This window comes from Nevskia sp., from assembly GCF_051860985.1.
Classification (GTDB): domain Bacteria; phylum Pseudomonadota; class Gammaproteobacteria; order Nevskiales; family Nevskiaceae; genus Nevskia.
Genome location: NZ_JBIMKV010000011.1, coordinates 6,342 through 24,613, shown reverse-complemented (window position 1 = coordinate 24,613; position 18,272 = coordinate 6,342). Strand labels below are relative to the sequence as shown.

The window sequence follows — 18,272 nt, the reverse complement described above, 5'->3', positions numbered from 1 at the left end:
AGGGGGTCAGTGCAGCGCGACGTGCAGGAGCGACACCGCCCCCGCGTCATCGAAGGAAGTGGCGTAGTGCGTGATCGCCCACCCGTAGGCGATGGCCTGCGAGGCGAAGCCGGCATGCAGGCCGAAGGCGCTGACCGTGATGCCGTGGATCGTCAGTTCGAAGCGGTAGGTGCGCTCGCCGGTCTCGGCGTCGCGGTCGACAAAGCCGCTGATCTCGCCACCGCTGGCGAGGGCGCGCGGAACGCCGGGCTGCAGGGATACGTGGCCGGTCAACTGCTCCGGCTTCGGCCGGTGTTCGATCGTGTGGGTCACGGGGCGGCTACCTCTCGGCTGGCGGGGGTCGGGGCTTGCACCAGGCGCCGGCCGAGCGTGGCCACCAGCACCTTGGCCACGCCCTCGGGGCGCAGCCCGTGCGGGGCGTTGTCGACCAGGCGCAGGGATTCGATCGGGGTGGTGGTCGGGGCGGCGGGCTTACCCATGCGCCAGCCCCTCCATCCGCTGCAGCAGTTCCAGTTCGGAACGCACGTGGGCGTGCACGGCATCGCGGATATCGCTGATCTCGGCCAGCGTCACGCGGCCGTCTGCCAGGGCGCTGCGGATCTTGTCGCTGCGGGTGCCTTCGGCGCGGCTCTGCATCAGCAGCAGATCCAGCAGCTCGATGTCGCTGGTCCGCCGGTAGTCCCCCAGCGCTACCAGCGAGTGGCCGCAGGCCTGCGCCAGCGCGTGCAGGATCCGGTAGTCGCCGGAGGCGGTCATCAGCGCCAGCGCTTCGGCCAGCGTGAAACCCTGCTCAGACTCGGGCGCCGCCTTGTTGTAGACCGTCCCCGGGGCGCGGCCGATGGCCAGCGCTGCGGACTCCACCGCGTTGTGTCCGGCGCGGGCCGGGAACTCGTGCACGGTCAGGTAGATTGCCGTGCGTAACGTGCCTTTCATGAATTTCCGCCCATGTTTCATTGGAAAACGGGCGGGATTGCTGGCGAACTACCCCGGACAGCCGAAAACTGTTAATTTTTCACCGGGAAGAAATGGTGCCCAAGCCAGTAATCCCACAGCGCCAGGCAGGGTTGCCGCCCTGTCTGGCGCGCCTTTCGCTCACGCTGCGGCGCTGTTCGCGCCTACGTGTACCGCCGCAGGCGGCTGCACTCCCTCCAGGTCATCGAGGGCCCGCCGAATGCACTCCGCCCCCATGCTCGACACCGTTCGATTGCTGCGCTCCGCAGCCGTTTCCAGCCGCCGGCGCAGATCCAGCGCCAGCCGGATGTTGGTGTGCTTGCTCGGCGTCCTTTTCCACTTGCCCTGCCGCTGCTTCGGTGCCCGAGTCATCGGGGTATCTCCGTTGTGAACGGTGAAAAATCTAATCACAAAAATCGTACTGCGCAATCAGAAAGTACGGAAAACATCGACAACGGGACCTTGTTCCTTGATCGCATTCGGAAAATAGCCGGCCCCCGGCGGCTCACCCCGTGGCTTCTGTCGGTGGGCTGGATCAAGAACGACGTGACCCGCATCAACGCCGGCGTGATCCCGGGCAGCGGCAAGCTGGCGCAGCTGGCCATCGCGGAGGGTGCGAACCTCACCTGGTTGCTGACCGGTTGCGGCCAGCCGTTCGTGGTCGAGCATTTCGTGGGCGACGACAGCGCCGCGCGGCGCATCGCCGCACTCACCGCACCCGCCGGCGCCGGCCGGCTGATCCGCGTGCTGGGCTCACGCGGGCGCTGGCATGTGGCGGTGTGGCGGGCCGCCACCGACACCTCGCCGGAGCTGTTCACCACGCTGGTGGGGCAGCTCGGCAAGCTGTGCCTGGCCGCGATTCAGGACTGCCGGAACCCGGACATCCTCCGGGAAGAGCACAGCCTGCCGCTGCTGCCGTTCATCGCGATCGGCGAGGGGCAGATCGGCCGAGCCGCGATGCTCGATCCCACATACGGCCTGTTCTCGCCGCTGCAGGGGCTTGCAGCCGGCGAAACCCTGAAGCCGTTCCTGACCGCGCGCGATCGCCTGCATGCCGTTGTCGACGAAATGAGCGAGCCGAAAGCGGAGAAGTGGCTGGCCCTGCTGCAGACCCAGGACTGACCTCAGTACGACGGCACGCCGCCCGGCGTGCCGCCCGTGGAGTACTGCTCCAGCGTGATGTCCGTGTTCGCGCTGAACACCACGGTGCCGATGCTGTCGGTCACCCGCTGGCGGGCCACCGCCGTGCGCCGTTCGCCTGCCGACAACCCCGGTGCGCTGAACCGCGTGGCGCTGCTGGTGGCCGAGCCGATCAGCACCAGGCCGCCGGTGCTTGAAACCAGCTCCCAGTTGTAGGTGTAGGGCGGCACGCCGCCGGCCGCCGTGCTGCTGCACAGGTCCGTGGTGGCCAGGCTGCCGGTGGTGTACCCGTACAGGTAGGCCGGGCTGCGCGAGACCGTGAGCGGGCCACCGCCGCCGCCGCTGATGGTGACCGTGCGGCTGATCTGGCTGTAGTCGCCGATGGCGCCGCTGCTGAACGCCCGCACGCGGATCTCGATGACGCCGCTCATGCTCACGGTGAAGCCGGCCGCGTTGCCTGCGCCACGGCGCGCCGTGGTCCAGCTCAGGGCGCCGGTGTACCGCCATTCGGTTTCGTAGAGGATCGCCGCCGGTACCGCTGTCCAGCTCACGGTCACGGCGCCGGTACCGGCGGTGGTGGCAGTCAGCCCGGTGATGGCGAGCGCCGGCGGGTTGATCACGGGGGCAAACGGGTCGATCGGCGCCGGGCCCGGGTTGGCGTGCACGCGGTCATCGTCGACGGTGCATTGCATCGTGGCGCGCTGCACCGGGCCGCTGCCGGCGGACCAGCTGATGCCGGTGACGATCGCGGTCACCGGCTGCTCGTTGGCGTTGAAGAAGGCCAGCAGCGTGCGCTGCTCGCTGCTGGCGTCGTTGGTGAAGGTCACGTCCGGATCTGCCGCCAGGGTCAGCTGTGCATCGGTGGCGCCGCGCGTGGCGCCGATCATCGCGCCCGGGCTGCCGTCCGCGTTGCGCAGGATCACGCGGTTCCCGCCGGGGGTCCACGCCAGTGGTGGCCACACCACCAGGTTACGGCCGCTGGCACTGACCACGTGGGCGGCCTGGCCCCAGCCCAGCGGGCGGCTCTGCACCAGCACGCGGTCCCCTTCGTGCAGCAGAAGCGGCTCCAGCTCGGCCGACAGCTGAAAGCTCTGGTTGCGGTACCGCGACACCGCCCAGGCGAACTGGCCCGCTTCCCAGGCGCGCTGCCGGCTCCGGCAGCCGTTGCGCAGATCCAGCTTCAGCGGCAGGGCATCGGTGTCGCCAATGCCCACGATGCCTTCATCGGCAAACGCCGGCTCGGTGTAGCTCACCTGCACCCCGGTGGGATCGTTGTCGGTACGCCCGCGCAGCTGGTAGCCGTACAGCGTGCTGTTCATGCTGACGAACAGCTGTTTTGGCGTACGGGCTTCATCACGCGACACGCTGAGGATGCTGTCCTGCCAGCGGTACACCAGCTCGGCGCGGCCCAGCGCCAGGATCTCGTTGGCGTTCTCGCGCAGGTTGCCGGGCACGCTCTGCTGGCCGTCGAAGCAATCGCCACGCGCCGCCAGCGTGGCCTCCAGCGCCGCGAACGCCGGCAGGTCCAGCTCGGCGTCCGGCACCTGCCGGCCGCGCGCGGTGTAGCGGCCGCGCAGCTTGTCCAGCGCGGCCCACACCACGGATCGCGTCGGCACCTCCGGCCCCCAGCCGCTGCCGGCGCTCCAGGTTTCGAGCCACCTCTGGAAGCTGCCGTTGATCTTCAAGTCGTCGCCGGCGCTGGCCGCGTTGGTGGCGCGCAGGCTCACGGCGAGGCAGGTGCTGTCCGCGTCGACCTCCGGCTGCTCGCCGGGCCGTGGCCGCACGTACCCCCGCGCGCCCACCCATTGCACGCTGTCCACGATCTCCGCACTGTTGCTGTCCACCGACAGCTGCGCCAGCCGCAGCTGCAGCCGCGCCGGCGGCGACACCGGAAACCGGAACGATCGCCGGTACGGCCGGCGGCTGGCCGCCGTGACTTCGATGGTGGGAAAGCTGATCCAGCCCCCCAGCGGGGTGCCGGCGTCATCGATGACCTGGTACTGCGGATCGAACCGCATCGTGATCGGCGATGACCCGCCCTTGGCGCCGATGCCGCCGGGCCACACCAGGTCGTACGCCACCTCGTCCAGCATGTCGCCCGGGCCGCAGACCGGATACGGCCCATAGGTCCGGCGCAGCAGCCAGACGTCCGTGGTGCCGCTGAGGCTGGCCGGCGAGGGCGACACCACGAACGCGCCGGCATCGGTGATCGCCAGCACCGTGAAGGGCACATACCGGTTCGCGCCCGCGCCGGAGGTGGTGGCGGTGATGATGTCGCCAGGCAGGAAGATGTCCAGCGGCCGCGGGTTGCCGGGCAGGGCGGCCGCGCGGATCTCGCTGCTGGCATTGTCGAAGGTCACCGCCACGCCGCCGATCGCCGGCGTCTCCACGCCGTTCTGCTGGTAGTTGCCCCAGCTCACGGTGGCCAGCGCGGTTTCGCTGGTGAACGTCACCGCTGCGCCGCCGGTGGTGGTCACGGTGAAGAACTCGATCGGCCCGCTGCCGTCGACGCTGGCCACGCGATAGGTGCCGTCGTTGCTCGGGCTGCCGCTGATCACCACGTTCAGGCCCGCCGTCATCTGCCGGAACGGGTTGACGCCGGCGGCGGCCCGGGCGGCGATGCTCGCCGCATCGTTCGGCACCCGTACCTGGTTGCCGGAGAACGTCATCGTGTCCGTGTAGACAATGGTCTGGAAAATGCCAGCCACCAGCTCGATGCCGTTCAGCTGTTCGGCGGTGAACACGTTGCCGTGGAACAGCGTCATCGGCTCGCCCGGGCGCAGCAGTTCGAAGCGGCTGCCGGGGAACGCGGTGATCGGGCTCTTGCCCACGCGCAGCGCGCCGGCCAGCGTGCAGATACCCACCGAGACGCGCATCAGCACGTGCAGCACCGGCTCGTTGTTCTCGAACTCGATCCACGGCTGGGCTTTCATCGCCGGGAAGTAGGCGTCGTTCACGCCGTAGAGAATCGTCTGCGGTTCGCCGAGCCGCGCGCTGTTGTTCTGCGCCCGCAGGTCGTTCACCTGCTCGACCGCGGCATTGGTCTGCAGCTTGGGGATCTTCGGCGTAATCAGCTTCAGCGCGGCCTTGATCAGCGGCGCGTTCAAGGCCAGCAGCGGCGCGGCCGCCACCTTCAGCAGTTTCTTGATTCCCATCAGCGCCCCCGCAGGCCCGGGCTGTTCATCCGCGTGTGGCGGATCGGTGGATCGTTCTGCTGGCCCGGGTCACGGCTGACGGCCACCAGCGCCAGGCGCTCCGGCGCCGGCGCGGAGGCCTGCAGCTTGTAGCGCTCGGTCATCAGCGGCGTGGCCAGGTTGTCGCTCAGGAACAGCCATAGCCGCACGATCACCGGCTCCGGGTGTTCTCTCACCGCGTAGATCTGCGCGAACACCGCGTTGTCGGGGTCGCCGAGATCCAGCGTGCGCACCGCGCGGCCGCCGCTTTCCGCTGCCGGGTATTCGCCGATCCAGGGGCCGGTTTCATTCCAGCCGGGGAACGGGGTGGGCACGCCGCCAATGCTCACGGTGACCGGCGTGGGCTGGATCACCCGGCGGTGCGGCGCGGCCCACGCCGGGTGGCTCAGCTCCAGGCAGGCGTGCTGCACCTTGTTCGTGGGGGCGGACGCCAGGTAGCGGGCCAGGCTCACAGCGCGTCGTACTCCGCGCGGCTCATCGTGGTGCCGGTGCGCGTTTCCAGCGCCAGCCGAACCCGCCAGTGGTTCACACCCTCCAGCGCAATGGACGGCGGTGCGGTGATGAACACCTCCCGGTTGCCGAGCACGCTCCCCACCAGCAGCGGCATCGACACCGGGTTGGCCCCGCTGGCGGCCTCGTACCTGAACCACGCCTTGAAGCGCTCGCAGCCGGCGGCGTTGAACAGCGCGCTGGCCGTGAACGTGTCCGGCCCATCGAGGTACAGCAGCCGTGCGCGGCTGCCGAAGTCGAAGTCCGTGCGCTCCGTCAGCTCCGCAAGTTCGTAGCTGTAGCCGTCGCGCAGCAGCACCGGCAAGGCTGCCGGCCAGATCGCCACCGTCATCCGATTCCCCCGGCCGCACGGCGGCCTGTGCGGTTCTGCACTCCGCGCCCCACAGGGCTCGCGTTGTCGGCGATCTCCTCGACGAAGATCTCCACCACGTCCTGCCGGTTCAGCCGCCGCGCCTGCGCGCGCACGGCCACGGTGCCGGTCTGCTCGAACACCTGGATCAACGGCCGCCGATCCACCAGTGCGGCCGCGCCAGGTGCTGCGCCGCCGCTGCCGCTCATGGCCCGGGCCGGCGTCACCTCGCCGCTGTTGCCGGGGATGAAGTACTGCCGGCCGGATCTGGCGTCGCGGTACACCTCGCTGATGCCGCCCTCGTTCAGTTCCACCATCTGGCCGGCGGTCACGGCGCCGCCGAAGCGGCGCCCGGCCGGTTGCAGCCCGCGGATGCGCCCCACCTGCGCCAGGCCGTTGGCCACCGCCGTGGCGGCCGCAATGCCGCCCAGCACCGGCCCCACCACCGGGATCGACGCCAGTGATTCGTAGCTTTTCTGCGCCGATGAATAGGTGCTGATCAGCGTCTCCGCGATCGCGAAGGCCTTGTACGCGGCGAAGCCCTTGGCGCCGAAGTTCTGCGCCAGCTGGCCCAGCTGATCCAGCACCGTGGCCGTGGCGTCGGCGATCGAGGTGAACACTGCGATGCGCGCCACTGCGTACTGCCGATCGATCTCCAGCAGGCGATCGGCATGCGCCTGCGCCAGCGCTTCCTCGCGCTCGGCGAACGCCGCGTAGTCATCCGTGCCGGCGGCGCGCTCGGCTTCGCGGGCGCTGAGTTCCAGCCGCATCTGCCGCTGGAACTCCTGCTCCTCCCGGCCGCGCAGGCTGGCCCGTACCGCATCGAGGCGGCTGATGGGGTCGGGGTCTCGCTCGCCGGCGCGGCTTTCGAAGCCGGGCTCGCGCCGGCGCAGGTAGGACTCGGCCTGCCGGTCGGCACGCTCGCGCGCGGCGGTGGCTTCGCGCGCCAGGCGCTCGCCCTCTTTCTGCAGCTGCACCTGCTGTTCGAGCGCGGCGAGCTTGGCCAGCTCGGTGCGCAGCTGGCCCGTGGCCGGGTCCGCCGCCTGGCGCTGCAGCACGAACAGCTCCCGTGCCGCGCCGGTCATCGCCTTGCCGGTGCGCAGCTGCTCGGCGATCAGTTCCGCCTCGATGCGCACGTCCGCCACGCGCTCGCGCAGCGTTTCCTCGCGCCGCAGATCGGCCTGCAGGGCCTGCTCGGCGTCGCGCGTCAGCGCGGCCGTGATGCGCTCCTGCTCGCGCAGCGCCGCCGCGTGTTCGGCATCGGCCTTGCGCTGCTCGGCCAGCGCCGCGCGCGGATCCGCCGGCGTCACGCCGTAGCCCAGCAGCCGGGCGCCCACCAGGCCGTCGACCGCCGGCCGGCCCGGGCCGAAGAAGCGTTCCGCCGGGCCCGCGTTCGGGTTGTACAGCGCCGGCCGGAACGGGTTGGCCTCCACGAAATCGCGGGCGGCGTTGGTGCTGCGGGCCAGCGAGCCGATGCCGCGCAGGTTGCCGCCGGTGAGCGCGTTGGCGCCCGCGATGGCGGTATCCACCAGCGGCGCGAAGAAGGTCTGCACCGTTGCGCCGGCGCCGCCCTCGCGCTCGTAGCGCAGCAGCTGGGCGATGTAGTCGCTGAAGTTGCCGGCGATGCGGGTCAGCGGCCCGGACGATTCGTCGGCCAGCAGCAACAGCTCGTTCTTCAGCTCCTGCACCTTGGCGGCCGCGCCGGAGATCTGCGTCTGCGCATCGGTGCCGAAGGTCTGCCGGAAGCCATCGGCGAGGGCCGGCAGCACCTCGTTCCCCGCGATCCGCCCATCGGCGATCAGCTGCTGCAGTTCGCGCGTCGACACCCCGAGCCCGAGCGCCAGCGCATCCATCGTCTGCGGCAGGTTGGTTCCCAGCGCGCCGGCGAGGTCGTCCATCGTGACCTTGGCGCGCCCCCCGATCCGGATCAGCTGATCGAAGTTCTGGTTGATCTGCGCCTGCGTCAGTTCGTACGCCGCTCCGGCCTCGTTCAGCGCGCTGAAGATATTGTCGCGCGCGCCGTTCCCCAGGCCGCTGTTCTGGGTGCCGGCGATGAAATCCGCGTAGTTGTCGGCTGTCTCTCTCACCGCCAGGCCAAGCCGATCCGCTTCGCGGGTCACGAACCCGAACCGCGCGCCGCCTTGCTCCGATGACGCGCTGACGCGATCGATGCGGTTGCGCAGCGCGTCGAACTCCGTACCCACCGTGAACACGCGCTGACCGAGCTGCACCAGGCCGGCCACGCCGATGCCGGCGACCACGCCGCGCACCGCCGTATCCAGCGTGGACACCTGCTGCCCTGCGCGCTCGCTGGCATTGCCGAGGGTCGTGGTCTGGTCCTGCTGGCGCCGCAGCGCCTGGCCCGCGCTGTCCGCCGTGGTGCTGAGGCCCCGGCTGTCCAGCGTCTGGCGTTGCAGGTGCTGGGTGGCGATCGCCGCCGCTTCGCCCATCGCACGGATCTGCGCGGCGACGCTCTTCAGCTCGCTCGAGATCCCGGCTGCGGCGTCGCCGACGCCGGCAGTGTCCTGCGCGGTCTGCTTCAGCCCGGCGGACACCTGCTGCTGCCCCTGCAAGGCGAGCGTGATGCGGATCTGGTTGGTGGTCATCGATTGCAGCCTGTGCTTCCGGCCGCCACGACGAAAAAAGCCGCAGCCCCCGGGTAGGGACTGCGGCTTTCGCGACGTGGCGTTATGCCTGATGGCGCGAGTATGCGCTCCGCTTCACACGCGGAAAACTCCGGGACTCAAGGGCGCCGGTCGCGATCGCGCAGGTGGGGCGGAATGGCGTCGGACAGCGCGCCGGCGCGCTGTGTCTCCGCATCCGTGCCTGGCGCGGTGCCAGTCGCCAGGGGCGCCGCGCAGAAGCGGCAACGCGTGGCCTCCGGCCGAACCAGCTCGGCGCAGGCCGGGCAGCGCTTCATCGCCCCCGTGTTCACCTGGGCACGCTCCAGCCGCGCGTGGTCGATCGGCTGCAGCAGCGCAATCACCACGCCGAACGGCCCGAACACCAGCGCCCACAGCGCAGCCCACAGCGGGTTGTTGCCGCGGTTGCCGGCGACGGTCACCGCCAGGAAAAGAGACAGCACCCACAGCAGGAAAATCCACATGACAGACGGTCCGAACGCGATGGTGAAAACCATTGCCGCAGCGCTAGCCTTGCAGAAAGCGAAGTTCATGGCCAATGGACAATCACAGCGATGCCCCTTATCCGCTTGAGCACGGCCAGCTCCTGGCTTGCCCGAGTTGCCGCGCGGGGCTTGAGCATTGGCCTCAGCGTCGCGTCCGCTGTCCTTCCTGCCGCGAGTGGGTTCAGCCGAAGCGCCGCGTGGCATCGCAGCTATTCGTGCTTTGCAGCGACGCGCAGTCCGACGCGATCAATGCCGAATGGGTGACTCACAACGAACGGCTCGCGCTCGACAAGGCCGTTCGCGACCTGCGTGTCATCGTCACCGGTCTCCAGTCGGATGAGATCGAGAGACGACTGGATTCGTTCGAAGATCTGCTGACCTACGCGATTCGCGTGGGCTCACCAAGCTGGCCGGACGTGCAGCAGCGTGTCGAGAAAGCGCGGATCCAGCGCGATGCAGAACTGCACGCGATGACCACGATGCAATACCGGTTTGTGGCCAGCGAGCAGAATCCTTGCCCGCGTGCCCAAACCCTGAACGGCAGGATCAAATCGGCAGCCGCCTGGTACGCCGCACCGCCTCGCCGCGAGCCGCAATGCAGCGCGTGCAGCTGCCGCCTAGAATCCCTAATTCCGGGAATCGACATTCCCCCAACCTACGAGCCGCAGCCCTCTGCGATGACGGTTTCACACGTCGACGCGTTCATGGGGACGATGAGCGGCCTCGATGTCGCTCCGGCCCAAAGGCGCCAGTCGAAGTTCTGGCGATGGTTCCGACTGCGGCGGGGCGATTCGGATGAAGGCTAGCCAGGTTCGCTGAGAGCCTACGGCATCGCTTCCCTAGTCTCTCTTGATCGCTTCGGTACGTGGGCCTGTGGAATCAGCTCCTCCCGCGCGATGCAGACCGTATCCGGGGCCTCGATCGAGACCTGCACCTGGTTGCCCCTGATCCGGCCGATGCGGACCACGATGTTGCTACCGATCCGGATCGACTCTCCGGGGCGCCGCGTCAGAACCAGCATGGTGTCTCTCCGTGACAGGCCGTGCGGCAAGCCTGCACCTCGCGGGCGTGGCTGTCCGTGACGCGCGTCATGCTCAGATCAGCTGCGCGTGACCTTCGGCAAAGTAAAGCGCTGCGACCGACTGCGAGAGCCGCCATCCCAGGGGCGTGCCGTCTGGGTTTTCGGCCTGGTACTGCGCGAGCGACGGAAAAAAGGGCAGCGTCAGCGCCTCCCCGTTGGCCAACTTCTCGTCGCAGGCATTCATCATTTCAAGGCGGATCGCCAGCAGATCGTTGATCTGCCGTTCGACGTCGACGGGGACCTCCGATCTGCCGGACTCCCAGTACTGCCAGCTGCGCGGAGAGACGCCGCCGACCCACTCGGCCGCTTCCGACACATCGAGCATGAGCACCTTACGGCAGGCCTGCAATTCGCGACTGTTCATGTTCCCGATCCGTGATGTTGGCGAGCGCTTCACGCCCCTCCGAAGTGATTGTGAAAACGAAAATGCATCGCGAATCCGCCGGCGGCGCTGCGCGGCTGATCCAGCCCCGGCGTTCGAATGCCATCGCCCCCACTCCGTCGATCCGCGCAGGGCGGCCGTCGACGCAGTACTGCAGGGGGATGCTGCCGTCCGGTTTTGCATACGCGCCTGGCTCAGACATCAGCCGCAGTACGCGCGCATGTCGCGGGAAAATCCTTAGGCCCTGAACCCTCATTGCTGCTGCCTCCGTAGCTTGCGCGGCAGCTGGTAGATGCGTTCCTTTTCAGCGGGAGGCAGCGCGGCGTACCAGGCGCGGCACTGCGCCTTGTGCTGCTCCCATGCTGCCGGATCAGATGCCAGCCGCGCGCGCCAGGCAGCGCGCTCCGCACGCCTTGCCGCGAGGGTGGCCGCGTAGCGTTCCGGGCTTTCCGCGCGGACCTTCTCGCTCCACTTCCGGCTCGATGCCGCCGAATGGGCGCGGAAAACTGCGGCGAACTCCGGGTCGGACGCCAGTTTCCGGCGCAACGTGGCGAGGGACTCGGCACGGCGCTGCTTCCATTTCGGGGTGTCCTTCTCCGCCTGGTACCGCGCGTTCTCGATTCGCCGCTTCCGCTCAGCCCGGCAGGTGGGGGAGCACGTTTTCATCGGCACGCGCGGCTTGTACGGGATCTGGCTTCCACAGATCGGGCAGGGGTTGAGGATGATCTCGGCCATAAAGAAGCCCCGGAAAACCGGGGCTCTTTTGATCAGATAGCGGCGCCGCCGCCGAAGTTGACCAGTGCAGCCTCCAAACCTTCAGTCGCCTGGGTGGTCAAGTAGCGCTTCGCGCGAGAGACCTTGGCCTTGCCCACTTCGACCAGCGCGCTGCCGCTGGTGGTGAAACCGTAGCTCACCGTCGCGCCGGACTCTGCCGAGGTGCAGGCGGTGGCAACAACACGGCCGGCGCGGATCAGAACAGCAGGGGTCTTGAACGTGTTCATCATTGAGTCCTCAGTAGGAGCGGTCCGAACAAATTCGAGACCGTGAGTCATGATAGTTCGCAATCGCGAACAAGTCAAGCCCCCGGGTGTGCGTCACCGCCCCCGCAACACCGCCGCCAGCCCGCTCGCCGGGCTCTTGATCCGCCGCATCGGGTTGGCCTCCTGGGCGGCCTGGCGCAGCTTCCGGAATGCGATGTGGCTGTAGATCGCGGTGCTTTTCGGGTCCGCGTGGCCCATCAGGCGCTGAGCCGTCAGCAGGCTCACGTCGCCCTCGGCCAGCTCCTGGCCGTACAGATGCCGGAAGGCGTGCGGGTGCAGGTAGCGGGCGTCGATGCCGGCGGCTTCGCCCCGGCGCTTCACCATCTGCCACACGCTCCAGGCGGTGAGCCGGCGTGCCTCGCCGCGGTGGTCCGGCCCCATCGTGTGGCTGTTGTGCTGGTTGCACCACAGCACCAGGTCACCGCCGGGCAGGCGACGGTCGATCTCCTCGAGTTCCGGGTGGCCCAGGTAGGCACGGACCAGCAGCCGGGTTTCCTCCGGCGCCGGCACGTAGCGTTCGTGCGCGCCCTTTTCCCGTAGCCGGATCGTCAGCTCCTCGAAGCCTTGCTCGGATTCGGTCCACAGCAGGTCGCCCTCGTTCATCGCGGTGAGGCCGCTCACGCGTGGGCCGCAGCCCAGCAGCACGGCGAGGATCGCGATGTCACGCACGCCGGCGAACGTGTCCAGGTCGCAGCCGGCCAGCAGCTTCTCGGCATCGGCCACCGGCATCGGCACGGGCAGGCTGCGGCCGAGCTTCGGGTAGGGCAGACCTTCGCAGGGATTGGCGGTGATCAGCTTGCGGCGCAGCAGCCAGCGGTACCAGCCGCGCAGGGCGCTGACGAACACGCGGCGCGTGGCGCTGCTCAGGCCGCGCTTGTGCAGCTCGATGCCGGTCCACCGCTGTACCTGCTCTGGCGTGGCCTGCGTCATCCGCAGCCGCTGGCCCGCGCACCACTCCGCCCACAGGCGCACCGCCGCCCGGTACGTGCCCAGCGTGGTGCCAGCGTGGCCGCGGTTGAGCTGGTTGAACTCCAGCCAGGCCTCCAGCTCGGCGGTCTCGGCGTCAGTCACCGGGCGTCCCGGCCTTGGCCTTGCACAGCTCGGCCTGCACCACCTGCAGCAGGCCGAAGGCGGTTTCCGGGCACCAGCCGTGCCGGTCGCAGGCGTGTTGCCACACGTGCCCCGGCACGCGCATCACGCCGGCCGGCGTTGGCTCGGCCAGCCGCCAGAACCACTGCCAGATCTCGGCCTCCCAGCGCAGCGCCGGCGGCAGGTCCGCCTTGCCCGGCTTCACCTTCACCTCGCGCAGGATCTCCAGCGCGCGCGGGCCGCCGGCGTTTACCCAGCCGGCGCACGCGCGGAGTCGTTTCCCGCGTCTTCCTCGGCCTGGCGCAGGTGAATGCTCAGCCCGGTGACAGTGTTCAGCATGAATGCCGCCACAGGGTCGATCTCCATCAGCTGCGCGCGGCCTTCCGGGCTGAAGGGCACCGGCACCGGGTTGTCCGCATCATCGATGCCGACCACGCCCTCCCAGCCGTGCAGGCATTCGGCGGCCACCAGCTGGCAGTACTTGGCCTGGTCGAAGAACTCGGCCTTCTTGTCCTTGCCGCCTTTCGTGGGCAGCGCCACGCATTGCTCGGTCAGCACCGCGCGCCGGGACGCTGGCAGCGGGCTCAACAGCAGCCGCACGCCCGGCTGGACAGGCAGCGGCACCCAGGTGCGGCGTTGGTTGAGGATCAGCATTGAGGGGGCTCCGGTTACGGGTAGGCGGGGATGTCGTTGGTCAGCACCACCGTCACGGCGGCCGCGCCGGACACGTGGTGCGCGCGCCACGGCAGGCCCTCCACCACCAGGCCCTTGCTGGTGTTGATCTGCAGCTTCGGCCGATCGAACTCGATGTTCTGGATCGTGGTGGTCAGGCTGCGCGTGCCGCTGCTGTCGCCCTGCACGATGACGAGCTTCTTGCTGGCGTGGGTCAGGGCGTGGTCGAACAGCGTGCCGTTCTCGAACAGCCCGGAGATCGAGCCGGAAACGGACGGCTGCCCCAGCGTGATTTCCCCGGTGCCCTCGGTGCCGTCGGCCAGGCTGTACGGCGTGAGGTCGTTGGACCACTGGATCGTGCAGCCGCTGATCCGGCCCAGCGTACTGGCGCCGGAGACGTCGAAGACGTTCGCGCGCTTCGTGCAGGCCTGCCGCTTCGCGAGCCGGCTTGAGGGCGTGAGATCCAGCGCCGTGGTCGGCTGCGGTTTCACTTCCACGGCGCCCAGCAGGTTGGCCGTGAAGCTCTGTGCATTGGCCATCGCATCCCAGCTCATCTGGTTGAGCATCACACCCAGAAAGCGGTGCAGGCGCTGATCCGGGGTTTCGCCCACGGTCACCTCGAACCATGAACTCGGCCGCGCGGCCAGGCTCAGGGTGTAGGTGTGCGTGTAGATCGGCCCGCCGCCGGTGGTCACCGGTGGGCCCAGCAGCAGCTTCAGCCACAGGCCGATTTCGTTCAGGCAGATGATGGCGTTGACCGTGGCGCTGGCCGAGCTGTCCATCTCGGTGCGCTTCTCGGCCAGCGGGTTGGCGTTGATCGTGGGGTCATCTTCCAGCACCGCCTCCTGGCCGATCTCCAGCGTGCTGAATTTCAGGATCTGGCTTTGCGGCGTGCTGCCGGGGTTGCGGTAGCTGGTTTCGAAACCGGCGCTGAGGGTGGCCGTGCGGCCGTGAAGGACAGGCATATCGGTGCTCCTTGTGATCGATCAATCCAGTTCCGCGTATTGCAAGACGGCGAACAGCCAGCCGGTGGGCACCGCCTCCTGGCGGCTGAATTCCACTGACACGATCGCGAGCGGGCACAGGCCCGCGCCGGGGGCGCGCACGAACGCGCGCAGCTCCTCGAGGAGCGCCCATTCGGTCGACTCCACCTGTTCGCCGGTGGCCTTCTCTTCCAGCTCGAACTCGGCCAGCAGCGCAATGCCGAGCTTCCCGGCCAGGTCGAAGAAAGCGTCCGGCGCCAGCAGGTCGGTGATGCCGGTGGCGGCCAGGGTCACCACGCCCTTGCGGCGCTCGGGCTGCGGGCGCTGGGCGAAGTCGCTGGCCGAACGCGTGACCAGGCGCCCGGGCATGGCCGCCTGCAGCCGCTCGCGCAGCAGCGCCATCGTGTTGTTGTCGGCCATCAGCCCAGCCCCGCTTCGGTGATGCCGCGCTGAACGGCCTTCTGCGCGAGATCCGCAATGCGGCTCACGTTCTGCTCGGTATTGGCCGGGCCCAGGTAGGGCTGAGCCGCCGTGCCGCGCCGGGCGATCGAGCGGCTGATCAGCCAGGCCACGCGCTCGGCACTCACGCCGGGCCGGGGCTGAATGCCCTTCCGGGCGATCCACAGTGCCACCCGTGCTTGTCCATCGCGGCTCAGGTTCTTCTTGCCGCTGGCGCGCCTGAACGGGCCCTGCAGGCCGGTGCCCTGCTCAACGTAGGCGCCGTGCGCGGCACGGCTCACCACCTGGTGCAGCAGCTGCTGCAGGCGGCCGGTCTGAATGTTCCGGTGCAGCGTGCCATCCGCCTTCGGCGCTGCGCGCACGGCCTCACGCTGAATCAGCAGCGCGCCGGCGGCAAGCGCGCCGTCGACGTACTTCAGCACCAGCTCGCTCTTCGCCAGCGCTTCCTGCAGGTTCTTCACCTCGACATGAATCGTCACGCTCACGACTGGAAGCCCTCGCGCACCATCCGCTCCCAGTCCGCCATCACCATCTGCGCCAGCGCGGCCGGCGTGCCGTTGCGGGTCTGGCTCTGGCTCGGGTCGCGGGTGGTGAACGGCTTGTGGGCGTTGCGCACGGCCAGCGCCCGCAGGCTTTCCACCTGCGCGCGCATCACCAGCTGCGGCAGATCCTCCGCCCAGAACGTAGTCTCGCTGGCGGTATCGGCCAGGCGGTGCGTCACCACGGCCGTGTACCGGTACACGCTGCCGAACACGTTGACCAGGCGCTGGCTGGGCACGGGGCTGAAGCGCCACACGCGCGCGCCGTCCGCATTGTGAATCAGCACCGGCATCGGCACGTGGTCGACGTGGCGCGGGTCGTAGGGATCCAGCTGATCGTTGGCCGCCACCAGATCGCACAGGTGGAAGCGCAGCGCGCCGGCCGGGGCGGGGTAGTCGCGCTGGCCCGCCACCAGCTGCAGATCGAATCCGACGATGCGCGGCCGCACCCGGTTGTAGTCCGTCACGGCCGTGGCCAGGTGCGCGTACAGCGCGGTCTGCTGCTCGGGGCTGCCGTCCTCGCCGAAGATCAGGCGCGCGTCCGTCAGCGTGTTCGCCAGCAGCTGCCGGGCGCCTTCGCGGGTGAAGCTCACGGCTGCGCCACGTGCATGGGCACGCTCAGGGCCGTGAGCGCGTTCATCCATTCGGTGATCGTCATCTCGCCGTCGATCACCTTTTGCGCGTCCGGCAGCTTGCCGCGGAAGCGCTGGTCCTGCTGCAGCAGCATGGCCATTGTCAGCAGGCAGGCGTTGCTGCGGTTCAGCTCCTCGCGCAGCTCGCCGCGCTCGCGCATGGAGTGCAGCAGCAGCCAGCAGCACAACAGCACCGCCATCAGCAGCAGCGCCAGCATCAGCATCACCGGCTCTTTCATCGCATCCCCGAACAGCAGCAGCCAGTGGCGCACGTGCTCGGACGAGATCGACAGCCCGCCGAGCACCGCGAGCACCGTTGCAGCGAACGATGGGGGGATGGGCTTGCTCACGGGCTATGCCCCCAGACCAGCCGCTGATAGATGACCTCGACCCCGCCTTCGTGGGTGGTGAGGTCATCCTGGATGTAATTCCCGCCCTTGAAATAGTTGGTGCCGCCATCCCAGCTGCTGTCGAACTGGTAGGTGTGCAACGTCTGGATTGCGCTCGGGTCGGCGCCGAACGGGAATACGTTGCCCACCGGCACGGCCGGTACCGGGTGCGCGATGCGCAGGGTCAGCAGGCCGTTGACCACGCGGCAGTCGTACGCGAACGAGGCACCGAGCGGGATCGAGATCGAGGCGCTGGTCTGTGTCGGCGAGCCGCTGGCCGGCGTGGTGCGCACGATGTTGTACAACTCGACGGTGGCCGAGGACGGCGTTGGTTTCCGGATCACGGAAATCACCGGCAATCCGGTGCTCGGGATCTTTCCGTGAATCTGGTTCCATACCGTTCGGCTCTGGTTCGTTCCAGGCTTCGGCGTGCAGAACTGAGTCACGCGCAGCACGCCGCTCTGCCAGTGCGTGCCGGTGCGGATATCCCAGTCGCCGGCATCGCTGCCCAGCACGCGCTGCTCGCGGCCCTCGCAGCGCGGGTGCGGTGTCGGGTCGGTGGGGCTGCCGCCGTTGGCGTCGACGGGGCACCACATCCACGTTTCGCCCTGCGCAATCGGCGCGCCACTGATCGGCGAAACCGTGAACGTGTCGCTGCCCCAGCGCAGGTACGGGTCTGCCAGGCTCGGCGGCGCGGCGGTGTTCTGCAGCTGCAGGTACGTGAGATTGATCGGGTTGCCAGTCGCCGGCGGCGCGACAGCGGCGATCGGCAGCGCCATCGAGCCGTAGGCTGACCAGTCGATCGCGCTCACGGCCTGCGGCGCGCTCAGGCGAAGGGTGGGCAGAAAGAACATCAGGCGTCGACCCAGACCAGTTCGGAGAACTCGACGTAGGCGGTCGTCGCAGCCGCGCCGGCCAGCGTCGGCGTGATCGTCCATTCAGCGCCGGTGTCGATCGCGATGTCGAGGGTATAGGTGTCGCTGGTGGTGTGGCCCATGCCGGTACCGCCGGAAGCCGCGCCGCTGCGCCGCTGCGCCGTCAGCACGCCCTTGTTCCAGAAGCGGGTGTTCGGGTGCGCGTAAAGCTGCCCGGTGGTGGACACATACAGCGATGCCGAGCTGCTCTTGATGCGATAGGTGTTGTCGGCGACCGCCGCCGGCCAGCGCGCCTGAGACCGATGCTCGAACAGCGAACTCGGCGTGGCCAGGCCAGCCGGGATCGTCATCACCCGATCGGTCACGGTGACCTCGGAAGTCGCGGTTCCCGGCGTGGTCACGTTCGCCGAAGGCGCGGTCCAGTGGTACAGCAGCTGCGAGCCACCGAACGGCACCCATTTGCTGCCGGTCGAGATCATCTGAACGAACTCGACATTGCCGATGCCGGTGACCAGGATCACCCGGCCGCGATTGGCCGGAGCGGCAGCCGGCCGTGTCGCCATCGTGAACTCCCCCACCGCCGCATTGCTGCCCTCAACCGCCGCGATCGCGCGCGCAACGGTGAACCACAGGTTGGTGGTGCCCTCGACCAGCCCGTCGGTATTGGTCAGCGCGCGGATGTCGACCGCGTTGGCCAGCACGGTGGTGTAGCCGGCCGTGCCGATGTACACGCCAGTGGTCGGCTTGGTGCCGCTGCCACCAGTCCAGTCGGCGACCTGCAGCACGCGGCGGTCGCCATCGGTCACGACGGCCAGGATCGGGGTCCAGGCGTTGGCGCCGGGCGTTCCGATTCCCGTGGC

Annotated in this window: 25 protein-coding genes; 2 read left to right on the top strand and 23 right to left on the bottom strand. The window is 68.9% G+C overall.

Annotated features, from left to right (window positions below):
• Nucleotides 1–6: 6 nt before the first annotated feature.
• From ACTIGJ_RS12110 to ACTIGJ_RS12095, 4 genes are all read right to left on the bottom strand, one after another.
• Nucleotides 7–312 (bottom strand): hypothetical protein, encoded by a 306-nt coding sequence (locus ACTIGJ_RS12110; RefSeq protein WP_439640578.1) that lies wholly within the window; start codon nucleotides 310–312, stop codon nucleotides 7–9.
• The gene (locus ACTIGJ_RS12105; protein WP_439640577.1) at nucleotides 309–479 is read right to left on the bottom strand and encodes a hypothetical protein; all 171 of its coding nucleotides are present in this window, start codon (nucleotides 477–479) and stop codon (nucleotides 309–311) included. The genes ACTIGJ_RS12110 and ACTIGJ_RS12105 overlap by 4 nt, the downstream gene beginning before the upstream one ends.
• Nucleotides 472–933 carry a phage regulatory CII family protein gene (locus ACTIGJ_RS12100; protein WP_439640576.1) on the bottom strand — a complete coding sequence of 154 codons (462 nt, stop codon included), beginning with the start codon at nucleotides 931–933 and terminating at the stop codon, nucleotides 472–474. The genes ACTIGJ_RS12105 and ACTIGJ_RS12100 overlap by 8 nt, the downstream gene beginning before the upstream one ends.
• A 159-nt stretch (nucleotides 934–1,092) precedes the next feature.
• Nucleotides 1,093–1,323: a hypothetical protein gene (locus tag ACTIGJ_RS12095; RefSeq protein WP_439640575.1), complete on the bottom strand. Its 231-nt coding sequence runs from the start codon at nucleotides 1,321–1,323 to the stop codon at nucleotides 1,093–1,095.
• Nucleotides 1,324–1,338: 15 nt separating this feature from the next.
• On the opposite strand from ACTIGJ_RS12095, the gene ACTIGJ_RS12090 reads away from it, so the two are divergent.
• Nucleotides 1,339–2,073 carry a hypothetical protein gene (locus ACTIGJ_RS12090; protein WP_439640574.1) on the top strand — a complete coding sequence of 245 codons (735 nt, stop codon included), beginning with the start codon at nucleotides 1,339–1,341 and terminating at the stop codon, nucleotides 2,071–2,073.
• 2 nt (nucleotides 2,074–2,075) lie between these two features.
• Here the strand turns inward: ACTIGJ_RS12090 and ACTIGJ_RS12085 are convergent, their stop codons facing one another.
• The 5 genes from ACTIGJ_RS12085 to ACTIGJ_RS12065 form a co-directional block, all read right to left on the bottom strand.
• On the bottom strand, nucleotides 2,076–5,246 hold the full coding sequence (locus ACTIGJ_RS12085; protein WP_439640573.1) for a host specificity factor TipJ family phage tail protein: 3,171 nt from the start codon (nucleotides 5,244–5,246) through the stop codon (nucleotides 2,076–2,078).
• On the bottom strand, nucleotides 5,246–5,737 hold the full coding sequence (locus tag ACTIGJ_RS12080; RefSeq protein WP_439640572.1) for a hypothetical protein: 492 nt from the start codon (nucleotides 5,735–5,737) through the stop codon (nucleotides 5,246–5,248). The genes ACTIGJ_RS12085 and ACTIGJ_RS12080 overlap by 1 nt, the downstream gene beginning before the upstream one ends.
• Nucleotides 5,734–6,126 (bottom strand): hypothetical protein, encoded by a 393-nt coding sequence (locus ACTIGJ_RS12075; protein ID WP_439640571.1) that lies wholly within the window; start codon nucleotides 6,124–6,126, stop codon nucleotides 5,734–5,736. Before ACTIGJ_RS12075 ends, ACTIGJ_RS12080 begins: the two co-directional genes overlap by 4 nt.
• A complete protein-coding gene (locus ACTIGJ_RS12070) occupies nucleotides 6,123–8,750 on the bottom strand; it encodes a tape measure protein (RefSeq protein WP_439640570.1) in 2,628 nt (875 codons plus the stop codon). The genes ACTIGJ_RS12075 and ACTIGJ_RS12070 overlap by 4 nt, the downstream gene beginning before the upstream one ends.
• 137 nt (nucleotides 8,751–8,887) lie before the next feature.
• Nucleotides 8,888–9,319, bottom strand: a complete 432-nt coding sequence (locus ACTIGJ_RS12065; RefSeq protein ID WP_439640569.1) for a hypothetical protein — start codon at nucleotides 9,317–9,319, stop codon at nucleotides 8,888–8,890.
• Between the two features lie 149 nt (nucleotides 9,320–9,468).
• Between ACTIGJ_RS12065 and ACTIGJ_RS12060 the strand changes: the two genes are divergently transcribed.
• Entirely contained in the window at nucleotides 9,469–10,077 is a 609-nt protein-coding gene (locus tag ACTIGJ_RS12060; protein WP_439640568.1) for a hypothetical protein, read from the top strand.
• A gap of 17 nt (nucleotides 10,078–10,094) precedes the next feature.
• Here ACTIGJ_RS12060 and ACTIGJ_RS12055 read toward each other — a convergent pair whose 3' ends face one another.
• The 14 genes from ACTIGJ_RS12055 to ACTIGJ_RS11990 all read right to left on the bottom strand — a co-directional run.
• Entirely contained in the window at nucleotides 10,095–10,292 is a 198-nt protein-coding gene (locus ACTIGJ_RS12055) for a carbon storage regulator (protein ID WP_439640567.1), read from the bottom strand.
• Nucleotides 10,293–10,365: 73 nt separating this feature from the next.
• A complete protein-coding gene (locus ACTIGJ_RS12050; RefSeq protein WP_439640566.1) occupies nucleotides 10,366–10,716 on the bottom strand; it encodes an Aca2/YdiL-like domain-containing protein in 351 nt (116 codons plus the stop codon).
• Between the two features lie 270 nt (nucleotides 10,717–10,986).
• Entirely contained in the window at nucleotides 10,987–11,469 is a 483-nt protein-coding gene (locus ACTIGJ_RS12045) for a hypothetical protein (protein ID WP_439640565.1), read from the bottom strand.
• 32 nt (nucleotides 11,470–11,501) lie between these two features.
• Nucleotides 11,502–11,738, bottom strand: a complete 237-nt coding sequence (locus ACTIGJ_RS12040) for a hypothetical protein (RefSeq protein WP_439640564.1) — start codon at nucleotides 11,736–11,738, stop codon at nucleotides 11,502–11,504.
• 90 nt (nucleotides 11,739–11,828) lie between these two features.
• The gene (locus tag ACTIGJ_RS12035; protein WP_439640563.1) at nucleotides 11,829–12,845 is read right to left on the bottom strand and encodes a tyrosine-type recombinase/integrase; all 1,017 of its coding nucleotides are present in this window, start codon (nucleotides 12,843–12,845) and stop codon (nucleotides 11,829–11,831) included.
• Entirely contained in the window at nucleotides 12,838–13,074 is a 237-nt protein-coding gene (locus ACTIGJ_RS12030) for a hypothetical protein (protein WP_439640562.1), read from the bottom strand. The genes ACTIGJ_RS12035 and ACTIGJ_RS12030 overlap by 8 nt, the downstream gene beginning before the upstream one ends.
• 38 nt (nucleotides 13,075–13,112) lie before the next feature.
• Nucleotides 13,113–13,517: a hypothetical protein gene (locus ACTIGJ_RS12025; protein WP_439640561.1), complete on the bottom strand. Its 405-nt coding sequence runs from the start codon at nucleotides 13,515–13,517 to the stop codon at nucleotides 13,113–13,115.
• A 14-nt stretch (nucleotides 13,518–13,531) separates the two neighbouring features.
• Nucleotides 13,532–14,500 carry a phage tail tube protein gene (locus tag ACTIGJ_RS12020; RefSeq protein WP_439640560.1) on the bottom strand — a complete coding sequence of 323 codons (969 nt, stop codon included), beginning with the start codon at nucleotides 14,498–14,500 and terminating at the stop codon, nucleotides 13,532–13,534.
• A 21-nt stretch (nucleotides 14,501–14,521) separates the two neighbouring features.
• Nucleotides 14,522–14,938: a hypothetical protein gene (locus ACTIGJ_RS12015; protein ID WP_439640559.1), complete on the bottom strand. Its 417-nt coding sequence runs from the start codon at nucleotides 14,936–14,938 to the stop codon at nucleotides 14,522–14,524.
• On the bottom strand, nucleotides 14,938–15,462 hold the full coding sequence (locus ACTIGJ_RS12010; RefSeq protein ID WP_439640558.1) for a hypothetical protein: 525 nt from the start codon (nucleotides 15,460–15,462) through the stop codon (nucleotides 14,938–14,940). The genes ACTIGJ_RS12015 and ACTIGJ_RS12010 overlap by 1 nt, the downstream gene beginning before the upstream one ends.
• The gene (locus ACTIGJ_RS12005) at nucleotides 15,459–16,109 is read right to left on the bottom strand and encodes a hypothetical protein (protein WP_439640557.1); all 651 of its coding nucleotides are present in this window, start codon (nucleotides 16,107–16,109) and stop codon (nucleotides 15,459–15,461) included. The genes ACTIGJ_RS12010 and ACTIGJ_RS12005 overlap by 4 nt, the downstream gene beginning before the upstream one ends.
• Nucleotides 16,106–16,462: a hypothetical protein gene (locus ACTIGJ_RS12000; protein ID WP_439640556.1), complete on the bottom strand. Its 357-nt coding sequence runs from the start codon at nucleotides 16,460–16,462 to the stop codon at nucleotides 16,106–16,108. The genes ACTIGJ_RS12005 and ACTIGJ_RS12000 overlap by 4 nt, the downstream gene beginning before the upstream one ends.
• Nucleotides 16,463–16,494: 32 nt before the next feature.
• The gene (locus ACTIGJ_RS11995; RefSeq protein WP_439640555.1) at nucleotides 16,495–17,475 is read right to left on the bottom strand and encodes a polysaccharide lyase family 7 protein; all 981 of its coding nucleotides are present in this window, start codon (nucleotides 17,473–17,475) and stop codon (nucleotides 16,495–16,497) included.
• On the bottom strand, nucleotides 17,391–18,272 hold an 882-nt coding region (locus tag ACTIGJ_RS11990), incomplete at its 5' end, for a hypothetical protein (RefSeq protein WP_439640554.1). The genes ACTIGJ_RS11990 and ACTIGJ_RS11995, both read right to left, overlap by 85 nt.

What these genes read in the sequence shown, in the direction of transcription:
- ACTIGJ_RS12105 (WP_439640577.1), bottom strand. Translation starts at nt 479, where the DNA reads ATGGGTAAGCCCGCCGCCCCGACCACCACCCCGATCGAATCCCTGCGC.
- ACTIGJ_RS12100 (WP_439640576.1), bottom strand. Translation starts at nt 933, where the DNA reads ATGAAAGGCACGTTACGCACGGCAATCTACCTGACCGTGCACGAGTTC.
- ACTIGJ_RS12095 (WP_439640575.1), bottom strand. Translation starts at nt 1,323, where the DNA reads ATGACTCGGGCACCGAAGCAGCGGCAGGGCAAGTGGAAAAGGACGCCG.
- ACTIGJ_RS12085 (WP_439640573.1), bottom strand. Translation starts at nt 5,246, where the DNA reads ATGGGAATCAAGAAACTGCTGAAGGTGGCGGCCGCGCCGCTGCTGGCC.
- ACTIGJ_RS12075 (WP_439640571.1), bottom strand. Translation starts at nt 6,126, where the DNA reads ATGACGGTGGCGATCTGGCCGGCAGCCTTGCCGGTGCTGCTGCGCGAC.
- ACTIGJ_RS12070 (WP_439640570.1), bottom strand. Translation starts at nt 8,750, where the DNA reads ATGACCACCAACCAGATCCGCATCACGCTCGCCTTGCAGGGGCAGCAG.
- ACTIGJ_RS12065 (WP_439640569.1), bottom strand. Translation starts at nt 9,319, where the DNA reads ATGAACTTCGCTTTCTGCAAGGCTAGCGCTGCGGCAATGGTTTTCACC.
- ACTIGJ_RS12055 (WP_439640567.1), bottom strand. Translation starts at nt 10,292, where the DNA reads ATGCTGGTTCTGACGCGGCGCCCCGGAGAGTCGATCCGGATCGGTAGC.
- ACTIGJ_RS12050 (WP_439640566.1), bottom strand. Translation starts at nt 10,716, where the DNA reads ATGAACAGTCGCGAATTGCAGGCCTGCCGTAAGGTGCTCATGCTCGAT.
- ACTIGJ_RS12045 (WP_439640565.1), bottom strand. Translation starts at nt 11,469, where the DNA reads ATGGCCGAGATCATCCTCAACCCCTGCCCGATCTGTGGAAGCCAGATC.
- ACTIGJ_RS12040 (WP_439640564.1), bottom strand. Translation starts at nt 11,738, where the DNA reads ATGATGAACACGTTCAAGACCCCTGCTGTTCTGATCCGCGCCGGCCGT.
- ACTIGJ_RS12025 (WP_439640561.1), bottom strand. Translation starts at nt 13,517, where the DNA reads ATGCTGATCCTCAACCAACGCCGCACCTGGGTGCCGCTGCCTGTCCAG.
- ACTIGJ_RS12020 (WP_439640560.1), bottom strand. Translation starts at nt 14,500, where the DNA reads ATGCCTGTCCTTCACGGCCGCACGGCCACCCTCAGCGCCGGTTTCGAA.
- ACTIGJ_RS12015 (WP_439640559.1), bottom strand. Translation starts at nt 14,938, where the DNA reads ATGGCCGACAACAACACGATGGCGCTGCTGCGCGAGCGGCTGCAGGCG.
- ACTIGJ_RS11995 (WP_439640555.1), bottom strand. Translation starts at nt 17,475, where the DNA reads ATGGACGATCACGCCGACGCTGGCCGGCGCGGCTGCGACGACCGCCTA.